Annotated in this window: 15 protein-coding genes and 2 pseudogenes; 7 read left to right on the top strand and 10 right to left on the bottom strand. The window is 57.7% G+C overall.

What is annotated here, in order from left to right:
- Nucleotides 1–126: 126 nt before the first annotated feature.
- From leuS to holA, 3 genes are read left to right on the top strand one after another with little or no spacing between them, the layout of a single operon-like run.
- Nucleotides 127–2,682 carry a leucine--tRNA ligase gene (gene leuS / locus ABQ278_RS00900; RefSeq protein WP_349320785.1) on the top strand — a complete coding sequence of 852 codons (2,556 nt, stop codon included), beginning with the start codon at nt 127–129 and terminating at the stop codon, nt 2,680–2,682.
- Nucleotide 2,683: 1 nt separating this feature from the next.
- Nucleotides 2,684–3,193 carry an LPS assembly lipoprotein LptE gene (gene lptE / locus ABQ278_RS00895; RefSeq protein ID WP_349320784.1) on the top strand — a complete coding sequence of 170 codons (510 nt, stop codon included), beginning with the start codon at nt 2,684–2,686 and terminating at the stop codon, nt 3,191–3,193.
- Nucleotides 3,194–3,195: 2 nt separating this feature from the next.
- Nucleotides 3,196–4,248, top strand: coding sequence for a DNA polymerase III subunit delta (gene holA / locus ABQ278_RS00890; protein WP_349320783.1), 1,053 nt, complete (start codon nt 3,196–3,198; stop codon nt 4,246–4,248).
- Between the two features lie 83 nt (nt 4,249–4,331).
- Here holA and ABQ278_RS00885 read toward each other — a convergent pair whose 3' ends face one another.
- From ABQ278_RS00885 to hemE, 10 genes and pseudogenes are all read right to left on the bottom strand, one after another.
- Nucleotides 4,332–5,240: a ParB/RepB/Spo0J family partition protein gene (locus tag ABQ278_RS00885; RefSeq protein ID WP_349320782.1), complete on the bottom strand. Its 909-nt coding sequence runs from the start codon at nt 5,238–5,240 to the stop codon at nt 4,332–4,334.
- A 27-nt stretch (nt 5,241–5,267) separates the two neighbouring features.
- Complete coding sequence (locus ABQ278_RS00880) at nt 5,268–6,086, bottom strand: AAA family ATPase (RefSeq protein ID WP_349320781.1); 819 nt, start codon at nt 6,084–6,086, stop codon at nt 5,268–5,270.
- The gene (rsmG, locus tag ABQ278_RS00875) at nt 6,076–6,714 is read right to left on the bottom strand and encodes a 16S rRNA (guanine(527)-N(7))-methyltransferase RsmG (RefSeq protein WP_349320780.1); all 639 of its coding nucleotides are present in this window, start codon (nt 6,712–6,714) and stop codon (nt 6,076–6,078) included. Before rsmG ends, ABQ278_RS00880 begins: the two co-directional genes overlap by 11 nt.
- An 8-nt stretch (nt 6,715–6,722) precedes the next feature.
- Nucleotides 6,723–8,595, bottom strand: a pseudogene (mnmG, locus tag ABQ278_RS00870) (tRNA uridine-5-carboxymethylaminomethyl(34) synthesis enzyme MnmG).
- Nucleotides 8,596–8,673: 78 nt separating this feature from the next.
- Nucleotides 8,674–10,002 (bottom strand): tRNA uridine-5-carboxymethylaminomethyl(34) synthesis GTPase MnmE, encoded by a 1,329-nt coding sequence (gene mnmE / locus ABQ278_RS00865; RefSeq protein ID WP_349320779.1) that lies wholly within the window; start codon nt 10,000–10,002, stop codon nt 8,674–8,676.
- 12 nt (nt 10,003–10,014) lie between these two features.
- Entirely contained in the window at nt 10,015–10,275 is a 261-nt protein-coding gene (locus ABQ278_RS00860) for a DUF6489 family protein (protein ID WP_349320778.1), read from the bottom strand.
- Nucleotides 10,276–10,393: 118 nt separating this feature from the next.
- Nucleotides 10,394–11,797: a transcription termination factor Rho gene (gene rho / locus ABQ278_RS00855; RefSeq protein WP_349320777.1), complete on the bottom strand. Its 1,404-nt coding sequence runs from the start codon at nt 11,795–11,797 to the stop codon at nt 10,394–10,396.
- A gap of 341 nt (nt 11,798–12,138) precedes the next feature.
- On the bottom strand, nt 12,139–12,606 hold the full coding sequence (locus ABQ278_RS00850; protein WP_349320776.1) for a CopD family protein: 468 nt from the start codon (nt 12,604–12,606) through the stop codon (nt 12,139–12,141).
- Nucleotides 12,603–13,661 carry a ferrochelatase gene (hemH, locus tag ABQ278_RS00845; RefSeq protein WP_349320775.1) on the bottom strand — a complete coding sequence of 353 codons (1,059 nt, stop codon included), beginning with the start codon at nt 13,659–13,661 and terminating at the stop codon, nt 12,603–12,605. The genes ABQ278_RS00850 and hemH overlap by 4 nt, the downstream gene beginning before the upstream one ends.
- Nucleotides 13,662–14,688, bottom strand: a pseudogene (gene hemE / locus ABQ278_RS00840) (uroporphyrinogen decarboxylase). It lies immediately after the preceding gene.
- A gap of 496 nt (nt 14,689–15,184) precedes the next feature.
- Here hemE and ABQ278_RS00835 point away from each other — a divergent pair.
- The 4 genes from ABQ278_RS00835 (at nt 15,185) to coaE (ending at nt 18,238) form a co-directional block, all read left to right on the top strand.
- Nucleotides 15,185–16,051, top strand: coding sequence for a pyruvate, water dikinase regulatory protein (locus ABQ278_RS00835; protein ID WP_018080699.1), 867 nt, complete (start codon nt 15,185–15,187; stop codon nt 16,049–16,051).
- 164 nt (nt 16,052–16,215) lie between these two features.
- Entirely contained in the window at nt 16,216–16,809 is a 594-nt protein-coding gene (locus tag ABQ278_RS00830) for a Maf family protein (RefSeq protein WP_349320774.1), read from the top strand.
- A complete protein-coding gene (locus ABQ278_RS00825) occupies nt 16,806–17,651 on the top strand; it encodes a shikimate dehydrogenase (protein WP_349320773.1) in 846 nt (281 codons plus the stop codon). Before ABQ278_RS00830 ends, ABQ278_RS00825 begins: the two co-directional genes overlap by 4 nt.
- Entirely contained in the window at nt 17,648–18,238 is a 591-nt protein-coding gene (gene coaE / locus ABQ278_RS00820; RefSeq protein ID WP_349320772.1) for a dephospho-CoA kinase, read from the top strand. Before ABQ278_RS00825 ends, coaE begins: the two co-directional genes overlap by 4 nt.
- The last annotated feature ends 10 nt before the right edge of the window (nt 18,239–18,248 follow it).

Here is an 18,248-nt window from a genome sequence, read left to right as displayed (position 1 = left end):
TCATAAAGCCGCCGGGTATCGCTTCGGCGGCTTTATCTATGGTGCGAACACCCGAGAAACAACTGGAATCCCTGCGTAAGCCGCCTTATAAGCGGGCATCATTTCCCTTTATACGCACAAAGACTTATGGCCCGTTACAATCCCAAAGAGACCGAACCCCGTCAGCTCAAACGATGGGATGACAGCGCCGTGTTCCTCACCTCCCAAGACACCAATAAGCCAAAATATTATGTGCTCGAGATGTTCCCCTATCCGTCTGGCCGCATCCACATGGGGCATGTGCGTAACTACGCCATGGGCGATCTAGTGGCGCGCTTCAAACGCGCCCGTGGCTTCAATGTGTTGCATCCCATGGGTTGGGACGCCTTCGGTATGCCGGCCGAAAACGCCGCCATGGAGCGCAAGATCCATCCGAAAGGCTGGACCTACGACAATATAGCCTCAATGCGCGCCGAGCTGAAGCGCCTGGGCCTCTCGATCGACTGGACGCGTGAATTCGCCACCTGTGATCCGGAGTATTACGGCCAGCAGCAAAAATGGTTCAACGCCCTGCTGAAGAACGATCTCGTTTACCGCCGCGAAAGCCTGGTCAACTGGGACCCAGTCGACAACACCGTACTGGCCAATGAGCAGGTCATCGAAGGTCGCGGCTGGCGCTCCGGCGCCGTAGTCGAAAAGAAAAAGCTGACCCAGTGGTTCATGCGCATCACGCGCTTCGCCGACGACCTGATCTCCGGCCTCGATACACTTGATCGCTGGCCGGACAAGGTCCGCACCATGCAGGCCAACTGGATCGGCAAGTCGCGCGGTCTGAAAATGACTTTCCCGTTCGCTGAGCGTGACGGTGGCGTTGAGGTCTACACGACCCGCCCCGACACTCTGTTCGGCGCGTCGTTCGTCGCCATCGCTGCCGATCACCCGCTGGCGGTGGAAGCCGCTGCCAACAATCCTGAACTGACCGCCTTCACCAAGAGCTTAAGCAAGGGCGGGACAACCCAGGCCGAGATCGACACTGGTGAAAAGCTTGGTTTCAACACCGGCATCAAGGTGCAGCACCCCTTCAAAGCGGGCGCCACGCTCGATGTCTGGGTGGCCAATTTCGTGCTGATGGATTACGGCACCGGCGCCATTTTCGGCTGCCCGGCGCACGATCAGCGCGACCTCGACTTCGCCCGCAAATACGACCTGTCCGTCACCGAAGTGGTGCTGCCGAACGGCGCCAACCCCGATGAGTTCAAGGTGGCTAACGAGGCCTATACCGGTCCCGGCACGATCTTCCATTCCGAATTCCTTGACGGTCTGGAGATTGAAGCGGCGAAAAACATCGCCATCGAAAAGATCGAGGCCATGGGCCTAGGCGAAGGCGCCACCGTCTTCCGCCTGCGCGACTGGGGCGTGTCACGCCAGCGCTATTGGGGGTGCCCGATCCCGGTCATCCACTGCGATGATTGCGGCGTCGTGCCCGTGCCCGATGATCAATTACCCGTGGTCCTGCCCGAGGACGTCACCTTTGACGTGCCCGGCAATCCATTGGCGCGCCACCCGACCTGGAAGCACGTCAAGTGCCCCACCTGCGGCAAGGACGCCACCCGCGAGACCGATACCCTCGATACCTTTGTCGATTCGTCATGGTATTTCGCCCGCTTCACCGATCCGAAGGCCCCGAACCCGATCAACAAGCAGGCCGCCGATTACTGGCTGCCGGTCGATCAGTATATCGGCGGTATCGAGCACGCCGTGCTCCACCTGCTCTACGCCCGTTTCATCACGCGCGCGCTCAATCACTGCGGCTATCTGGAGGTCAAGGAACCGTTCGCCGGTTTGTTCACGCAAGGTATGCTGACGCACGAGACCTACAAGGACGCCAGCGGCCATTGGGTCGAGCCCGCTGATGTCGAGATCACCAACGAAGGTGGTGCACGCAAGGCTGTGCAGCTCTCGACCGGTGAAAGCCTCGCGATTGGCGATATCGAAAAGATGTCGAAGTCGAAGAAGAACACCGTGGCGCCGGAAGATATTTTCGACACCTATGGCGTTGATTCAGCACGTCTTTTCGTACTGTCCGACTCACCGCCCGAACGCGATGTCCAGTGGTCAACCTCCGGCGTCGAAGGCTCCTGGCGATTCACCCACCGAGTTTGGGATCAGTTCGACACCCTGCCCGATGAAAACATTCCGTGTACGGACGAAAATGCTGCCGCTGAGCTGCTCAAGGCAGCGCACAAGGCCGTCAAGTTCGTCACCGAAGGCTTTGAAGGCTTCCGCTTCAACGCCGCCATCGCCAAGCTGTACGAATTCGTAACGGTGATCCGCACCTCGGATATCAGCAAAACCGGCTCACAAGCACGCCGAGAGGCCCTGACCCTGCTGGCCGGCCTGATCGCGCCCGTCACCCCGCACCTGGCTGAAGAATGCTGGACGCGTCTGGGCCATGACGGCCTGATCGCGCAAGCCGCCTGGCCGAAATTCGACGCCGCACTGGCGCAGGATGATGTTTACGTCATGCCGGTTCAGGTCAATGGCAAGAAGCGCGGTGAGATTTCCCTGCCGGTCGGCGCCACAGAGGACCAGATCCGCGAGATGGCGCTTGCGGATGAAGGGGTTAAGCGGCATCTTGAGGGCGTCTCCATTCGCAAGATCATCATCGTGCCGAACCGGATTCTCAATTTCGTGGTAGGTTAATATGGCTAAAGTCTTCAGAACGCTGGCCCTTTGCGCCGCTGTCGCCCTGCCCGCCTTCAGCCTAAGCGGCTGCGGTTTCGTGCCGCTCTATGCCCAGCAAGGCCTGACGGTCAATCTGGCGCAGATCGATATCGATGCACCCCAGACCCGCACCGGCTATTTTGTTGAGCAGGATCTTCGCAATCGCTTGGCCAGCGATAACTCGACACCTAAGCTGTACAAGCTGGTGATCACCATGAAAGAACAGCATTATTCTATTGGTTACAAGGTTGACGACACCTCGACACGTTCTGAAATCACCAGCTCGGTGACGTACAAGTTGGTAAATATCAGTACCAATGCCGTTATCTTGAAAAGCGCTTTCTCGGAAACCGTGACCTACGACACGTCTGTATCGCCCTTTACCGGGGTGATTTCGCAACAGGATGCACAGGAACGTATCGCCACCAGCATCTCGCAGAAGATCCAGACCGATCTGGCGCTGTATTTCCACGAGAAGCCGAAGCCCTAAATATGAAGCTGGCCAAACGCGCCGAGATTGATGCCTTTTTCGCCAAGCCGCCCGCCAACATGGTGGGCGTACTGGTTTATGGCAAAGATCGTAGTCAGGTCATCGAGCGCTGCACGGCGCTGGCCAAGCGGATCGTGCCCGACATTACCGATCCCTTCAATGTATCCCTGATCACCGATACCGATATCGAAGGCGATGCCGGCCGACTGGAAGGCGAGTTGCAATCCTTGTCGTTGATGGGTGGCAAGCGTCTGGTGCGGCTGAAGTTTTTCTCAGAAAAAGCGGCACTCGATAAAGCCGTGGCGGCCAGCCTGAAAGCCCATGCCGCCGGTGATTTCAACAAGGACGCCTTCATTATCATCGAGGCCGGCGGCCTCGGTTCCGATTCCGCTTTGCGCCGTCTGGCCGACGCTGACAAAAACCTCGCCAGCATCGCTTGCTACGAAGATGAAACGGGCGATGTGGTGCGAATGGCCCGTGAGGCCCTGGCGGCCGACGGAGTCTCTTTAAGCAGCGCCGCCATGGATATCTTCGCTCAGCGCCTACCCAAGGAACGCGGTATCGCCCGGCAAGAGATCGAACGCCTGATCCTGTTTATCGGGCCCGGTTCGCACAAGACGCTGAACGAGGTCGAGCTGCAGGAGTTTCTCGGCGTCGAACCGGAAGCCTCCCTGTTCAAGGCAGCCTCCGATGCCTTCGGCGGCCGAATGAAGGCGGCGCAGGCCGGTTTGCGCCGCGCCTTTGCCGAGGGTGAAAGTGGCCCGGACGCCATGCGCGCCATCAGCCTGCAATACAACAAGCTCAAGCTGCTCAAGAGTATGCTGGAAAAAGGACTGGGCACCAAGGAGGCGGCGCGCAATGCCGGCGTCTTCTGGAAGGACGAGGACGATATGCTACGTCAGGCGCGGGCGTGGAATTTCAGCACGCTCGATGCTCTGGCCCGCGATCTGATCGATGCCGATAAGCAATGCAAGTCGACCGGCATGCCGGACCTGCTGATCGCCGAGCGACTCTATCTGCAAATCGCAGGACGCGCCAATCGGGCGGGTTTATAACGCTTTATGTGGCGAATCTGGCGGGCTCGGATACGACCATCAAAGCCAAATTCGCCACAGAGCCCATTTGTAAAAATAGTGAATTATTTCATTAACTTACGGCACAGTTCGTCGAGCTGTTCGAGGCTCGCGTAGCCCAAACGCAGTTCACCTCTGCCCCCCTTGTCGTCCAGCTTAACCGTCAGGCCCAGAGCCTCCTGCAAATCCTGTTCGAGAGACAGAGTATCGGCATTTGGCTGAGCCTTGGCCCTCGGCGTCGGCTCGGCTTTCGGACCGGCCAATTCCTCACGTACCAGCGCTTCGGTCTGACGAACGGACAGACCTTTAGCGATGACTTCCTCCGCCAGAGCCACCGCATTTTCGGAGGTGATCAGCGCACGCGCGTGGCCCGCCGACAGGCGACCATGCAATACGTGATCCTGCACGGCTTCCGGCAAGGCCAGCAGGCGCAGCATATTGGCGATGTGCGGACGGCTCTTGCCGACCACCTGCGCCAGGGCGTCCTGCGTGCGGCCGAAGCGATCCTGCAACACCTTGTAGGCACGCGCTTCTTCCATCGGGTTAAGGTCGGCACGTTGCACGTTTTCGATGATGCCGATTTCGAGCACATCGAGATCGTCCATCTCACGGATGATGACCGGCACGGTATGCAGGCCGGCTTTTTGCGCCGCACGCCAGCGACGTTCACCGGCGACAATCTGGTAGTGCCCAGTCTGACCGGGGGCAGGCCTGACAAGAATAGGCTGCAAAACACCCTTTTCCTTGATCGAGGCCGACAGCTCATCGATGTCGGATTCGACGAACAAACGACGCGGCTGATCGGGATTGCGGACCAACAATTCGATGGGTTGCTCAAGACCGCGCGCCTGATCGGCACTGCGTTCGGCCGCACGCTCGGCCACGGCGGCAGCATCCGTCATCGGGCTGTTCGTACCCTGATCGCCGAGAAGCGCGGAGAGCCCGCGGCCCAAACCTCTATTTTTTTCAGACATGTATCGGCTTTCGTATCTTGGGCGTTTTTAAGCGGCAACCTGAGCTTTGCGCGCGCGTTCACGCGCCACAAGCTCCTTGGCCAGCTTAATATAGGCCTGGCTGCCGGAACATTTCATATCATAGATCAGGGCCGGCTTGCCGAAGGACGGCGCTTCGGACACCCGCACATTGCGCGGTATGACCGTGTCATACACCAGATGACCAAAGTGCGAACGAACGTCACGCTCAACATGGCCGGAGAGCGCATTGCGCTTGTCGAACATGGTGAGCACGATGCCCTGAAGGCTCAGTTTCGGATTCAGGCTGCCACGCACCAGATCAATCGTGCGCATCAACTGGCTGAGCCCTTCGAGCGCGAAGAACTCACATTGCAGCGGCACCAGCACGGCATCGGCCGCACTCATCGAATTGACCGTCAGCAGGTTCAGCGACGGCGGACAATCGATCAGAATGTAGTCATAAGGCGGGTTATCCTGGTCAAGCCCGTCAAGCGCATCGCGTAAACGATAGGAACGGCGCTCGGCCTGACCCAGCTCAATCTCGACACCCGACAGATCCGGATCGGACGGCAGCAGCCAGAGGCCCGGCACCGCTGTACTAACAGCCGTATCACCAATCGGACGCTGATCGACAATCACATCATAAAGCGAGCTGGCGCGCTGCTTCTTGGGTACACCCAAACCGGTAGAGGCATTACCCTGCGGGTCGAGATCGATCAGCAAGACGCGCTCACCGATAGCGGCCAGGGCCGTGCCGAGGTTAATCGCCGTCGTCGTCTTGCCAACCCCGCCTTTTTGGTTTGCGATCGCCAGAACTCGGGTGCGTTTTTCGGTATTAACGGGCACGTCGCAGCCTCCGGATATGGATCACGCGACCGCGCGGATCGCTCATGGACTCTGACTGTTCTACGTCAAATTTCCACACTTTTCCAGCGTCCACCAGTTCACTTTCAACGTTTTCCCCCTTTAAAAACCAAGCGTCGGCGCCTTTACGTATAAAGCCCTCGGCAAAACCCAAAAGCTTGCTCATCGGCGCTACGGCGCGCGCGGTCACCACATCGACCTTGACCGAGACGTTCTCGGCGCGGTCATTGATCACCGTGGCGGGAAGGTTCAGATCGTCGACAACAGTCTGGAGAAAACGGCAACGCTTGGTCAGGGATTCGACCAGATAGACGTGCGGTGCAGGGCCGTCGGCCAAGGTTGTAGAATGTTTTAGAAGTATGCTCAGCACGATGCCGGGAAAACCGGCGCCTGCCCCCAGATCAGCCCATGTCCGGGCATCCGGCCGACAGTCGAGCAGTTGCGCGCTATCGAGCACATGGCGTGACCAGTAGTCCGGCAAGGTGGCCGGCCCGACAAGGTTCATCACCTCATTACCATCCGCCAGCACCTGATAAAACTTTTGCAGGTCCGCGATCGCCTCGTGTTTCACGTGAAACATCAGCCGCGCTGACATCTCTTCAGGGGTCATGTGGCTCATTAGGCGCTGCGCTTGTTGTGGTTACGCACATAGAACAACAAGGTGGTCAGCGCGCCTTGTGTCATGCCCTCGATGCGCCCCGCCTGCCCCAGGGTCTGCGGACGGATGCGGTTGAGCTTCTCACGCGATTCATTGGAAAGACCGGCGATGCCGAGATAGTCGATGTCATCCGGTAAACCCAGAATTCTCATCCTTGCGGAAGTTCTCGATTTCGGCCTTTTGCCGCGGCATATAGCCGGCATAAAGCGCATCGATCTCGACCTGCTCATAGAGCACGTCCGGCCAGGCTTTGATTTCAGGCCACAGGGTTTCGAGGCGTTCCCGCGAGCAACTGTCATAGGCCATGAGTTGCGTGACGTTGCGCTTCTGGCCATCGCCATTGATCTGAATGCCGTGCGACAGCGCCTCTTTCGATGTCGCCACAAGCTCGGCCGAGCGCTGGCGAATAGCATCGAGCGCCGTCCTCTTTTCCAGCCATACGGCCTTGCGTTTTTCTCCAACAACGCCGATGGCCAGCCCCCTGTCGGTTAGGCGCTGATCGGCATTATCGGCGCGCAGAGAGAGGCGGAACTCAGCGCGGCTGGTGAACATCCGGTAGGGTTCGGTCACGCCGCGCGTCACCAGATCATCAATCATCACACCGATATAGGCTTCATCACGGCCAAGAATGGTCGGGGCATAACCCCCTGCCCGCGCCGCCGCATTGATGCCGGCCAGCAGGCCTTGCGCGCCGGCTTCTTCGTAGCCGGTCGTGCCATTGATCTGACCGGCCAGAAAAAGACCCGGCAAGGGCTTTAATTCAAGTGTGGGGTGCAGTTCGCGCGGATCGACATAATCGTATTCGATGGCATAGCCGAAACGCTTGACCACCACATCTTCCAGACCAACGATGGTGCGCAGAAAGGCTTCCTGCGTCGCTTCGGAAACACTGGTCGAGATGCCGTTCGGATAGACTGTGTCGTCATCGTAGCCTTCCGGTTCCAGGAAGATCTGGTGCGAGGTCTTGTCGGCGAACTTGACCACCTTATCCTCGATCGACGGGCAATAGCGCGGTCCGCGACCGGCGAGAAAACCGCCATAGACCGCTGAACTCATTGAGGCGATCGGCGATGATGGCGTGGGTCTTTTCGTTGGTATAGGTGATGCCGCAGGCGATCTGCTCGCGCTCGATGGCGGGCGTCAGCATGGAAAAGGGCTGGATGGGATCATCACCCAACTGTTGCTCCAGACGATCCCAATGAATGGTCTTGCCATCGAGTTGCGCCGGTGTGCCTGTCTTAAGGCGACCCATATTCAGTTTGAGATCATAGAGTTCTGGCCCAGGCCATTGGCCGGCGCATCACCCCAGCGGCCGGCCGCGATACGGGTTTCACCGATATGGATGACGCCGCGCAGAAAAGTGCCCGTGGTCAGAACAACCGCTTTGGCGAGATAGGTTGTACCCTCAGCATCGATTACGCCGGTGACCTGGCCATGATCGACGACCAGATCTTCGGCCGCGCCGGCTATAATGATCAAGTTCGGAGTTTGAAACAGCTCGGCCTGCACCGCTTCACGATAAAGCTTGCGGTCGATCTGGGCCCGCGGGCCACGCACGGCAGGGCCCTTGGACTTGTTGAGCACCTTGAACTGCATGCCGCCGATGTCGGCCATGCGCCCCATAATGCCATCCAGCGCATCAATTTCACGCACCAGATGGCCTTTGCCTAGGCCACCGATCGCCGGATTGCATGACATCTCGCCCAGCGTCTCGCGCTTATGCGTCAGCAAAAGCGTTCTGGCGCCCATGCGCGCAGAGGCGGTTGCGGCTTCACAGCCGGCATGACCACCGCCAACGACAATGACATCCCACAAGGATTTGGGTTCGGACATATTCAACTCTCTAAAGGAAGGCGCTGGCTATAACAGATAAGGACGCGAAGGTCGAATCGCCAATGGTTTTGAGCCCGCTTATTTGCCGATGCAAAAGCTCGAAAAGATGACATCGAGTACACCTTCGACATCATAACGGCCAAAAAGCTGATCAAAACTGTTAACCGCCGAGCGGACGTTTTCAGCCGTCAGTTCGGGCACACCGAGATCGGATCGGCGGGCAATGGCGAGTTGATCGCGCGCTTCGGTCAGGCGCTCGATGTGACGCTGGCGCGTCGCGGCCGGGAAGGTCTGGGCGGAAAGCTGTTCGCTGATGATATGTTCGATGGTTGCGACCAGGTCGGTCATACCCGTACCCATCGACACGCTGACAGCGAAGACCGATGTTTCACGTGAAACACGCAAGGCCGCCACGGCCTGACGCTCGGAATCCTGGGCTTCATCGATCTTGTTGAAGACCATCAGATCGCCGTCACGGAAATCTTCTGGCAGAGCAGGCCCAGTGGAATCGATCACCCAGATGCGCAGGTCGGCCTCTTCGGCCTTGGCGCGCGCACGGCGAATACCCTCTGCCTCGATCGCTTCGTCTGTTTCGCGCAGACCCGCTGTGTCGTAGAGCAGAACCGAATAGGGCCCAATGCGCAACTGCGCCTCGATGATATCGCGCGTGGTTCCGGCGATGGGGGTAACAATCGCCGCCTCAGCTTTTAGCAGCGCATTAAACAAACTCGACTTGCCCGCATTCGGTTCACCCAGAATAACGATCCGGTAGCCTTCGCGGATCTGGCGCCCCCGGTGGGAATCGGCAATGGCAACCTCCAGCGCGTGCTCGAGAGAGCGGATGCGATCAAGGATGCCATCGGCCAGTTCGGTCGGCAGGTCTTCGTCAGGGAAATCGATATAGACTTCGAGGCGTGCCAAGAGGTCGATGAGGTCCGATCGCCACGACGTATATTGTGCCTTGAGCCCCCCGCCCAATTGGGTCAGGGCCTGACGTCTTTGCGCTTCGGATTCGGCATCGACGAGATCGGCGATGGCTTCAGCCTGGGTGAGATCGAGTTTGCCGTGCTCCAGCGCCCGGCGTGAGAACTCACCGGGCATGGCCAGTTTCAGGCCAAGTTCGAGAAGGATGATATAGAGGCGATCGAGAATGGCCTTTGACCCGTGGACGTGCAGCTCGATACAATCTTCACCGGTGAAGCTGTGCGGCGCCTTGAACCAGATAATCACCGCTTCGTCGATCAGTTCATTCTGATAGGTCAGCGGTGCATAGGTCGCCAGGCGCGGCGTCAGATTTTTAGGGGTAAGTTGTTGCGCGGCCCAAAGGGCTTGCGGGCCTGAGAGGCGAATGATGGACACCCCTGCCCGGCCCTGTGCGCTGGCAAGAGCGAAAATCGTATGTTTCACGTGAAACACGCCTTACTTTTTATCTGTTTTACCAAAGGAGCTCATGCTGGCTTGCGCCGCCGATTGCATCAATTTGAAGAACTGATCCTGCGCGGTGACGCCCAGGCTCGACCAGTTCTTCATCATTTCTTCGGGCTGCATGGAGTGAACATTCTGCGCCATCCGGTCCTTCATGGCGCTCATCATGTAGTCATTCAGCGGTTGAACATCGGGCAGACCGAGAAAGGTGCGAGCCTCTTCCGGCGTGCATTCGACATTGACCGTGACCTTCATGATGTTCTCCAAAAACCCGAATATGAAAACGAACCAACCCGATAGGATCCTGTCACATCGGGTTGGCAAGTATCATGTCTTAATTGAGCCCCAAACGCAAAGCGTTTGGTAATGCCTGTTATGTGTTCATCGACTGGAAGAACTCGGCATTGTTCTTGGTCTGACGTAGCTTGTCCGACAGGAACTCGATGGCATCCTGGGCGCCCATCGGGTTGAGGATACGGCGCAGGACATAGGTCTTTTGCAGGTTCGACTTGTCGGTGAGCAGTTCTTCCTTGCGGGTGCCGGACTTGAGCACATCCATGGCCGGGAAGACGCGCTTGTCGGCGACCTTACGATCGAGCACGATTTCCGAGTTGCCCGTGCCCTTGAACTCTTCGAAAATGACTTCGTCCATGCGCGAGCCGGTATCGATCAGGGCGGTGGCGATGATGGTCAGCGAGCCGCCTTCTTCGATGTTACGGGCTGCACCGAAGAAGCGCTTCGGACGTTGCAGCGCGTTGGCGTCGACACCGCCGGTCAGCACCTTGCCGGATGATGGCACGACGGTGTTGTAGGCGCGGCCAAGACGGGTGATCGAGTCAAGCAGGATCACGACATCGCGCTTGTGTTCGACGAGGCGCTTGGCTTTTTCGATGACCATTTCTGCGACCTGGACGTGGCGCGTAGCCGGCTCGTCAAACGTCGAGGAGATGACTTCACCGCGCACGGTGCGCTGCATATCGGTCACTTCTTCCGGACGTTCGTCGATCAGCAGAACGATCAGGTAGCAATCCGGGTGGTTAGCCGCCACCGACTTGGCGATGTTCTGCAACATGACCGTCTTACCGACGCGCGGCGGGGCGACGATCAGGCAGCGCTGGCCCTTGCCAAGCGGTGCCACGATGTCGATGATGCGGCCGGAGCGGTCCTTGAGCGTCGGGTCTTCAATCTCCATCCACAGGCGCTCATCGGGATAGAGCGGCGTCAGGTTGTCGAAGTGAACCTTGTGGCGGATGTTTTCCGGGTCTTCGAAATTGATGGCCTGGGTCTTCAACAGGGCGAAATAGCGCTCACCTTCGCGCGGCGAACGGATCGGCCCTTCGACCGTGTCACCGGTGCGCAGACCATAGCGGCGGATCTGTTGCGGGCTGACATAGATGTCGTCCGGGCCCGGCAAATAGTTAGCTTCGGGCGAACGCAGGAAGCCGAAACCGTCCTGCAGAACTTCCATAACGCCGGAACCGCTGATCTCGACGCCTTCTTCGGCCAGCGCTTTCAGGATGGCAAACATCATATCCTGCTTGCGCATATTGCTGGCGTTTTCGACGCCGAGCGATTCCGCAAAGGTCAGCAGATCGGTAGGGGTTTTGTCTTTAAGGGTTTGCAGCGACATCTTCTGGCCGGTCATCGAACCCTCGACAACCTCCTCATCGCCCTCTTCGCCTTCCATATCCTCGTCAGTCTGATTGTTATTTTCGGACTGGGTTTCCAGTTCGGTCTCAGCGGCTTCGACGGGTGTGGATTCGGTTTCGTCAGTCATGGTGATCTCTCGTATGGTGAGATGCGCACGCGACATTGCCTGGGGTTTGAGCCCCTGAGCAATTTGCGATCGCATCCCCTGCCCCTATAGCTTAAACGCTTGAAAAGGCTGATAAATTTCATTTGAAGTGGCGTATTCCACAGAACGTGGGGCCATCGGATATCTGCCGCACCGGCAGAATTCAGGTTGGGAACCTACAGGAATGCCCGTTTTGGTCAAGATATTTATGGGGTTTGGGGCCTGTGGCACCAAGTCCTTCCCTATTCTTTCTTTTCCTCCGCCCAAAAGACGAAGGAAAAGAAAGAAAAAGACAGATGTGGGGTCACCGACCCCACGCCCCATTAGTTCTGCCCAAACTGCAGCGTCACGGCCAGCACCATGATAATCGCCAGCACAAACGGAATTTCATTGATCTTGCGCCAGAAGCTTTCCGTGCCGATCGGCTCTCCGCGTTGCAATTTCTTGAAACGCACCGCCAGAAAATGGTGATAGCCGGTGATCCCGACGATCCCCAGTTCCTTCACGATAAACCATGGCTCCTGAAAAAACTTCCAGCCTTCGAGATCGCGCACATGAATGACGATCAGGGCTATGCCGAAGATCCACACCGCGATCATGGCCGGGTTCATGATCAGGCGCAGCAGGTTGCGCTCCATCACCTTGAACACGTCGGTCACAGCGGTCACGTCAGAGTGCTTGATATGATAGATGAACAAGCGCGGCAGATAGAGCAACCCCGCCATCCAGGCGATGACCGCGACAATATGCAGCCCTCTAAACAGGTCATACCAGTTTATTGGCCAATTCACGCCATCTTCCTTTTGGGACAGAATTTATGACATTTGGCACAGTCATGATCACCAATCACCGTGTCCGTTGAGCCCAGCGCTTTCAGCACCTCGTCGTTCAGCGCCTTGATAAAGGTCGGGTTCACACCCAACGCTGGCAGGCGAACATAGTCCTTCACCCCTGCCCCCGCCGCCAGGTGCGCATATTCGATATCGAGTTCAACGAGCGTTTCGATGTGCTCTGAGACAAAGGCGATCGGCACGAGAAGGATCGACTTGCCCTCCTTACCAGCCTTTTCAATAGTCGCGTCCGTCGAAGGCCCGATCCATTTCATCGGCCCGACACGGCTTTGATAACAGATGGTGTGCTCGACAGGCGTCGGCAGCGACGCCATGATACGGGCCACGCCGCTCTCGACCTGTTCCTTGTAAGGATCGCCGCGCGCGATGATGCTCTCCGGCAGACCATGTGCCGAAAACAGCAAACGATAGTCTTGCGGGTTTTTCAGCGTCTTGATCTTCGCAGCAATGGCGTCGGCATGGGCCTTGATGAAATGGTCGTTGTCCGAGTAGCAACAGATCTGCTTGATCGGCGCCCTGCCCTTATAGGCTTTCTGAAACGCCTGAAACGACGACAGGGTGGTGGTCGAGGAAAACTGCGGATAGAGCGGCAGCAAGACGATCTCATCGGGCGCGTAAGATTCGATCTCCTTCACCGTAGCCTCGACGAACGGATGCCAATAGCGCATACCGATAAACACTTTCGCCTCGATGCCCTTGGTATTGGCGGCTATATAGGCTTCCAGCGCATCAGCCTGCGCCTGTGTCTCCTTCAGGATCGGCGAACCGCCGCCCATATAGGCGTAGTTCTTTTTCGCCAACTCCGCGCGACGGCTGGAAATCAGGCTGGCAACGCCCTGACGCAGACCAAACGGCAGGTTGATGATGTTCTTGTCGGCGAACAGATTGTAGAGGAAACCCTGAACATCTTCCGGATTCTTGGGCCCGCCAAGATTGAATAAAAGTACCGCTACTCTTTTTATGTGCGCTACCGCTTCGCTGTTTGAGCGCTTCATTTATGTTCTGATCCGTTTCAAGGCCTGCTCCACATGGGCAATCGGCGTATCGGGGAAGATGCCGTGACCGAGATTGAAGATCAAGGGGCCCTGCCCCCAGTTTTCCAATATCAGATCAATGGCCTGGTCAAGCGCCTTGCCGCCGGAGCGTAAAACCACCGGGTCAAGCGCGCCCTGAAATCGATGCCTTCTTTTGCAGTTCGATTCCCAGTTTCATCGGCGTGGCCGTACCTAGCCCTAAGCCCTGAACCGCAACCTGATCGATGTAATCATGGCAACGCGCTTCGGCGCCACGCGGAAAACCGATGATCGGCAGGGTTACGCCGAGCGCCCTCACCCGTGCGATCAGACGGATGTGCGGCTGAATGATCAGGCTGTCGAAATAAGGATCAGGGAAACCTTCCGCCCAACTCTCAAAGATTTTCAGGACTTGCGCCCCATTATCGGCCTGCATTTTCAGATAATGCGCCGAGGCCTCGATCACGATATCGATGAGATCCAGCACCTGCTGATAATTATCATAGACGAAAGCACGGATCAGGCTGCGGTCATGCGCCTTCTTCCCATTGAGCATATAGGTCATCACCGTCCAGGGGCCAGCGCAAAAACCGATCAGGGTTGTCTCCGGTCCAAGCTCAGCTTTCACACGCGCTACGGTTTCCCCGACATTCTTCAAAGCCTCTCCTGCCGAGACCGCTTTTTCCCGCATGACCTGAAGATCGGGCAGTTCACCGAGGATAGGCCCCTCACCGGCTGCAAACGTCAGGTCTTGCCCCAGCGCCAGCGGGATCATCAGAATATCGGAGAAAAGAATAGCGGCGTCGAAGCCAAAGCGTCTGATCGGCTGCAAGGTGGCTTCGGCCGCCTTCTCTGGTGTCAGGCAAAAATCAACGAACCCCTTGGTCGATGCCCGCAATTCCCGGTATTCCGGTAGGTAGCGCCCGGCCTGACGCATGAACCAGACCGGAGGAACCGTAAGCGTTTGACCGCTGAGAACCGATAATACCGATGAGCCTTGTTTTGTCATGAGTCAATCCTGGGGTTTGGCCTGGGGTTTGGCCTGGGGTTTGGCCACTGGCCTGTCCGCACTCTCATGACCCAAACCTATCTAAAAAGAAAGGTATGTAGAGGTTTATAGAGGGCGGGATAATGCGGAAAAGTGTCGCAGATTTGCCCGGATTCACCGGTTTTTCACAAGCACGCCCGAAAGGTTAAAGAACTCTTAACAGCCCTGTGAATGACTTGGATAATTAACCAAATATTAGGATTGCTTAAGAATTTCTTAATGTCCGCACGCGCTGGCATGTGCATGGTTAATGAAGTCTTAACATACCCACAGCAAGCCATAAGGATTTCATACAGATTTGTGACGGCCGAATAATTGACGCATAAAACACCGCCTTTATCAGCCTTATCCCCGGCCTTGCGGCGTTTGACGAATTGGCCGATGATCATCCCCACACCGTCCCGACTTATACAGGGTTATCATCCACCGTTTCCTGCACAGATTTATTTGGTCCCTCATGTCCTCGCCTACCCAAATCGGCTCTTCGAGCAAGATCGGCAGCTATTTTCACGTTCACCTCTTGTCGGATTCCACCGGTGAAACCCTTAACGCCCTGGCGAAGGCGGCAGCGGCGCGTTTCGAAGGGATTTTGCCGATTGAGCATATCTACGTGCTGATCCGCTCGGAAAAGCAGCTTGAGCGCGCGCTTGTGGAAATCGAGAGTTTCCCGGGCATCGTGCTGCACACCATGGTCGATACTGAACTGCGTGACGCGCTGGAAGCGCGGTGTCGCGAACTCGATATTCCGGCGATCGGTGTGCTCGATCCTCTGGTGGTGGCATTTTCCCGTCATCTTGGCGCCGCGGTCTCGAAGCGGGTAGGGGCGCAGCACCAGCTCGATAATGAGTATTTCGAGCGGATAGAGGCGCTGAACTACGCCATTGCTCATGATGATGGTGCCGCGGCCGATCGCGTAAAGAATGCGGATGTGGTTTTGGTTGGGGTCAGCCGGACATCGAAAACGCCGACCTGCATCTATCTGGCGCACCGCGGCATCAAGGCGGCTAATATTCCGCTGGTGCCGGGGCGCGATCCGCCGGATGAACTGGACGATATGAACATTCCGCTGGTGGTGGGTCTGATCGCATCGCCGGAGCGGTTGATCTCAATTCGTAAGAACCGCTTGCTGACGCTGAATGACGACCGGCCATCGAGCTATACCGATCAGGAAGCGGTGCGGCAGGAGATTATCCGCGCGCGCCGGCTGTTCGAGAAAAAGGGCTGGCCGGTGATCGATGTCACGCGGAGATCGATTGAGGAGACGTCGGCGACGATCATCAGTCTGTTGAATGAAAAGCGGACAGGGAGGCTGGGGGGGATTTAAGGGTAGGGGGTCGTGGACCCCAGCACCCCGATACGCGACTGTGGATAATGACAAATAGTAAAAAAGTCGTGACCAAAGCGTCCCGGCTTTTTTAGTATTAGCGACTAAACACCGTCGTGTTATGGGGTGCAGGGGCTCCCGCCCCTGCAACTTCAAAGACCCTCATGACACAGATTATCCTCGCTTCCGCCTCAGCCTCCCGTTCCGCGCTCCTGACCGGTGCCGCCATCACCCACAGCAAGATTCCCGCGCATCTCGATGAGGACGCGCTCAAGGACGAATATCTGCTGCGCGGTCACAGTCCGAAGTCCGTCGCCGTACGGCTGGCCGAGGCCAAGGCCCTGCATGTATCCGCCACAAACCCCGGCCTGGTGCTCGGCGGCGATCAGGTGCTGCAACTGGAAAAAGACCTGATCAGCAAGTCGCACGATATGGACGAGGCAAGGGTATTGCTCAAACGCATGAGCGGTCAGACCCACTATCTCCACGCGGGTATGGCGCTGGCGGAAAACGGCCACCTGGTATGGTCACATGTCGAAACCGCTGAAATGACCGTCCGCCACCTGAGCGACGAGTTTATCGATACCTATCTGGCCGAATCCGGCGACAAGATTCTCTCCAGCGTCGGCTGCTATCAGCTTGAAAATACCGGCGTGCACCTGTTCGACGCCATTCGCGGTGATTATTTTACCGTCCTGGGCCTGCCTTTGCTGCCGCTTTTGGCTCAGTTGCGCAATATGAAGGTGATCACAGCATGAAGAACCTCCCCACAGGCGCGGCCATGGTCGCCGGCATTGTCGGCCAGCCGGTCTATCACTCCTTAAGTCCATTCCTGCATACAGCATGGCTGCGCGATCTTCGCCTCAATGGCGTCTATGCGCCGTTTTCGCCCAAGGATGAGCACGGCTTTGAGCGGTTGATCATGTCCTGCCGCTCCAATGGTATCAAGGGTTTGAACATCACCGCGCCTTTCAAGGCCGATGCGCTGCGTCTGGCAGACACCGCCTCAGATATTGCGCGCGATTGCGGTTCGGCCAATCTGCTGACCTTCGATGAGGACGGCTATGTCCATGCCGATTCGACTGATGGTCATGGCCTGATCAGTGCTTTCAAACATCAGGCGCCAACATGCGATCTCTCGGCCGGGCCGGTGGTGATCATGGGGGCAGGGGGCGCCACCCGCGCCGCCGTCGCCGCCCTGCGTGATGCCGGCTGCCCGGAAGTGCGCATTGTCAACCGCACCCTGGCGCGCGCTGAAGAACTGGTGTTCGCGTTCAAGACCGGCGTCACCGCGTTCGAACTGTCAAATGTCGATGTTGCCTTCAAAGGCGCTGTTGCCGTGATCAATGCCGCATCGGGCGGGCCTCTGCCATTGTTTGACGCCATGGATAAATGCGCTGCCGCCATGGACATGACCTATCGTCCGCTCAAAACCAACTGGCTCAAGGCCGCCGAAGCGCACGGCATGACCACGGTCGACGGGTTGGAAATGCTGATCGAACAGGCGCGGCCCAGCTTTCAGGCGTTTTATGGCGTCTTGCCGCACGCCGCCTTCGATATCCGTGATCTGGCGCTGAAATTCCTGGGAGAGACAGCGTGATCAAGCTTGGCCTGACCGGCTCGATCGGCATGGGAAAATCGACCATCGCGGCGATGTTTGCCGATGAGGGCGTGCCGGTATGGGATGCCGACCTGGCCGTGCACAGGCTGTATGCCGAATCCGACGTGCTGAAATCGCAACTGTTAGATGCCTTTGGCGATGTGCTGAGCGATGGCGTGGTTGATCGGGTCAAGCTGTCGGCGGCATTGAATGGTGAGGCGGCGCAGTTCGAGCGCTTAAACGCGATCGTCCATCCGGTCACGGTTGATGATCGCAACCAATTCCTCAAGGCCCACGCAGACGCGCCGCTGATCGTGGCCGATATTCCTCTGCTATATGAAACGGGCGCGGAAGCTTATCTCGACAAGGTTCTGGTGGTGAGCGCGCCGGCCGATATTCAGGCGGCGCGTGTGCTGGCACGCGCCGGCATGACCGAGGCGAAGTTCGAGGCCATACTGGCGCGCCAGATGCCCGATGCGGAAAAACGTGCGCGGGCAGATTTCGTGATCGACACGTCGAAAAGTCTGGATGACTGCCGCGACGCTGTCCGGACGCTCATCGCCTCTTTACAAAATACCCCGGCTTAAGCCAAACAGA

Origin of the sequence: Asticcacaulis sp. MM231, assembly GCF_964186625.1 — a bacterium.
Classification (GTDB): domain Bacteria; phylum Pseudomonadota; class Alphaproteobacteria; order Caulobacterales; family Caulobacteraceae; genus Asticcacaulis.
Note: the sequence above shows the minus strand (reverse complement) of the source record. Positions and strands in the feature narration are given on the sequence as shown.

Bases quoted from the DNA above. Each gene is read 5' to 3' on its own strand.
- leuS (WP_349320785.1), top strand. From the start codon at position 127: ATGGCCCGTTACAATCCCAAAGAGACCGAACCCCGTCAGCTCAAACGA.
- lptE (WP_349320784.1), top strand. From the start codon at position 2,684: ATGGCTAAAGTCTTCAGAACGCTGGCCCTTTGCGCCGCTGTCGCCCTG.
- holA (WP_349320783.1), top strand. From the start codon at position 3,196: ATGAAGCTGGCCAAACGCGCCGAGATTGATGCCTTTTTCGCCAAGCCG.
- ABQ278_RS00885 (WP_349320782.1), bottom strand. From the start codon at position 5,240: ATGTCTGAAAAAAATAGAGGTTTGGGCCGCGGGCTCTCCGCGCTTCTC.
- rsmG (WP_349320780.1), bottom strand. From the start codon at position 6,714: ATGACCCCTGAAGAGATGTCAGCGCGGCTGATGTTTCACGTGAAACAC.
- ABQ278_RS00860 (WP_349320778.1), bottom strand. From the start codon at position 10,275: ATGAAGGTCACGGTCAATGTCGAATGCACGCCGGAAGAGGCTCGCACC.
- rho (WP_349320777.1), bottom strand. From the start codon at position 11,797: ATGACTGACGAAACCGAATCCACACCCGTCGAAGCCGCTGAGACCGAA.
- hemH (WP_349320775.1), bottom strand. From the start codon at position 13,661: ATGAAGCGCTCAAACAGCGAAGCGGTAGCGCACATAAAAAGAGTAGCG.
- ABQ278_RS00835 (WP_018080699.1), top strand. From the start codon at position 15,185: ATGTCCTCGCCTACCCAAATCGGCTCTTCGAGCAAGATCGGCAGCTAT.
- ABQ278_RS00830 (WP_349320774.1), top strand. From the start codon at position 16,216: ATGACACAGATTATCCTCGCTTCCGCCTCAGCCTCCCGTTCCGCGCTC.
- ABQ278_RS00825 (WP_349320773.1), top strand. From the start codon at position 16,806: ATGAAGAACCTCCCCACAGGCGCGGCCATGGTCGCCGGCATTGTCGGC.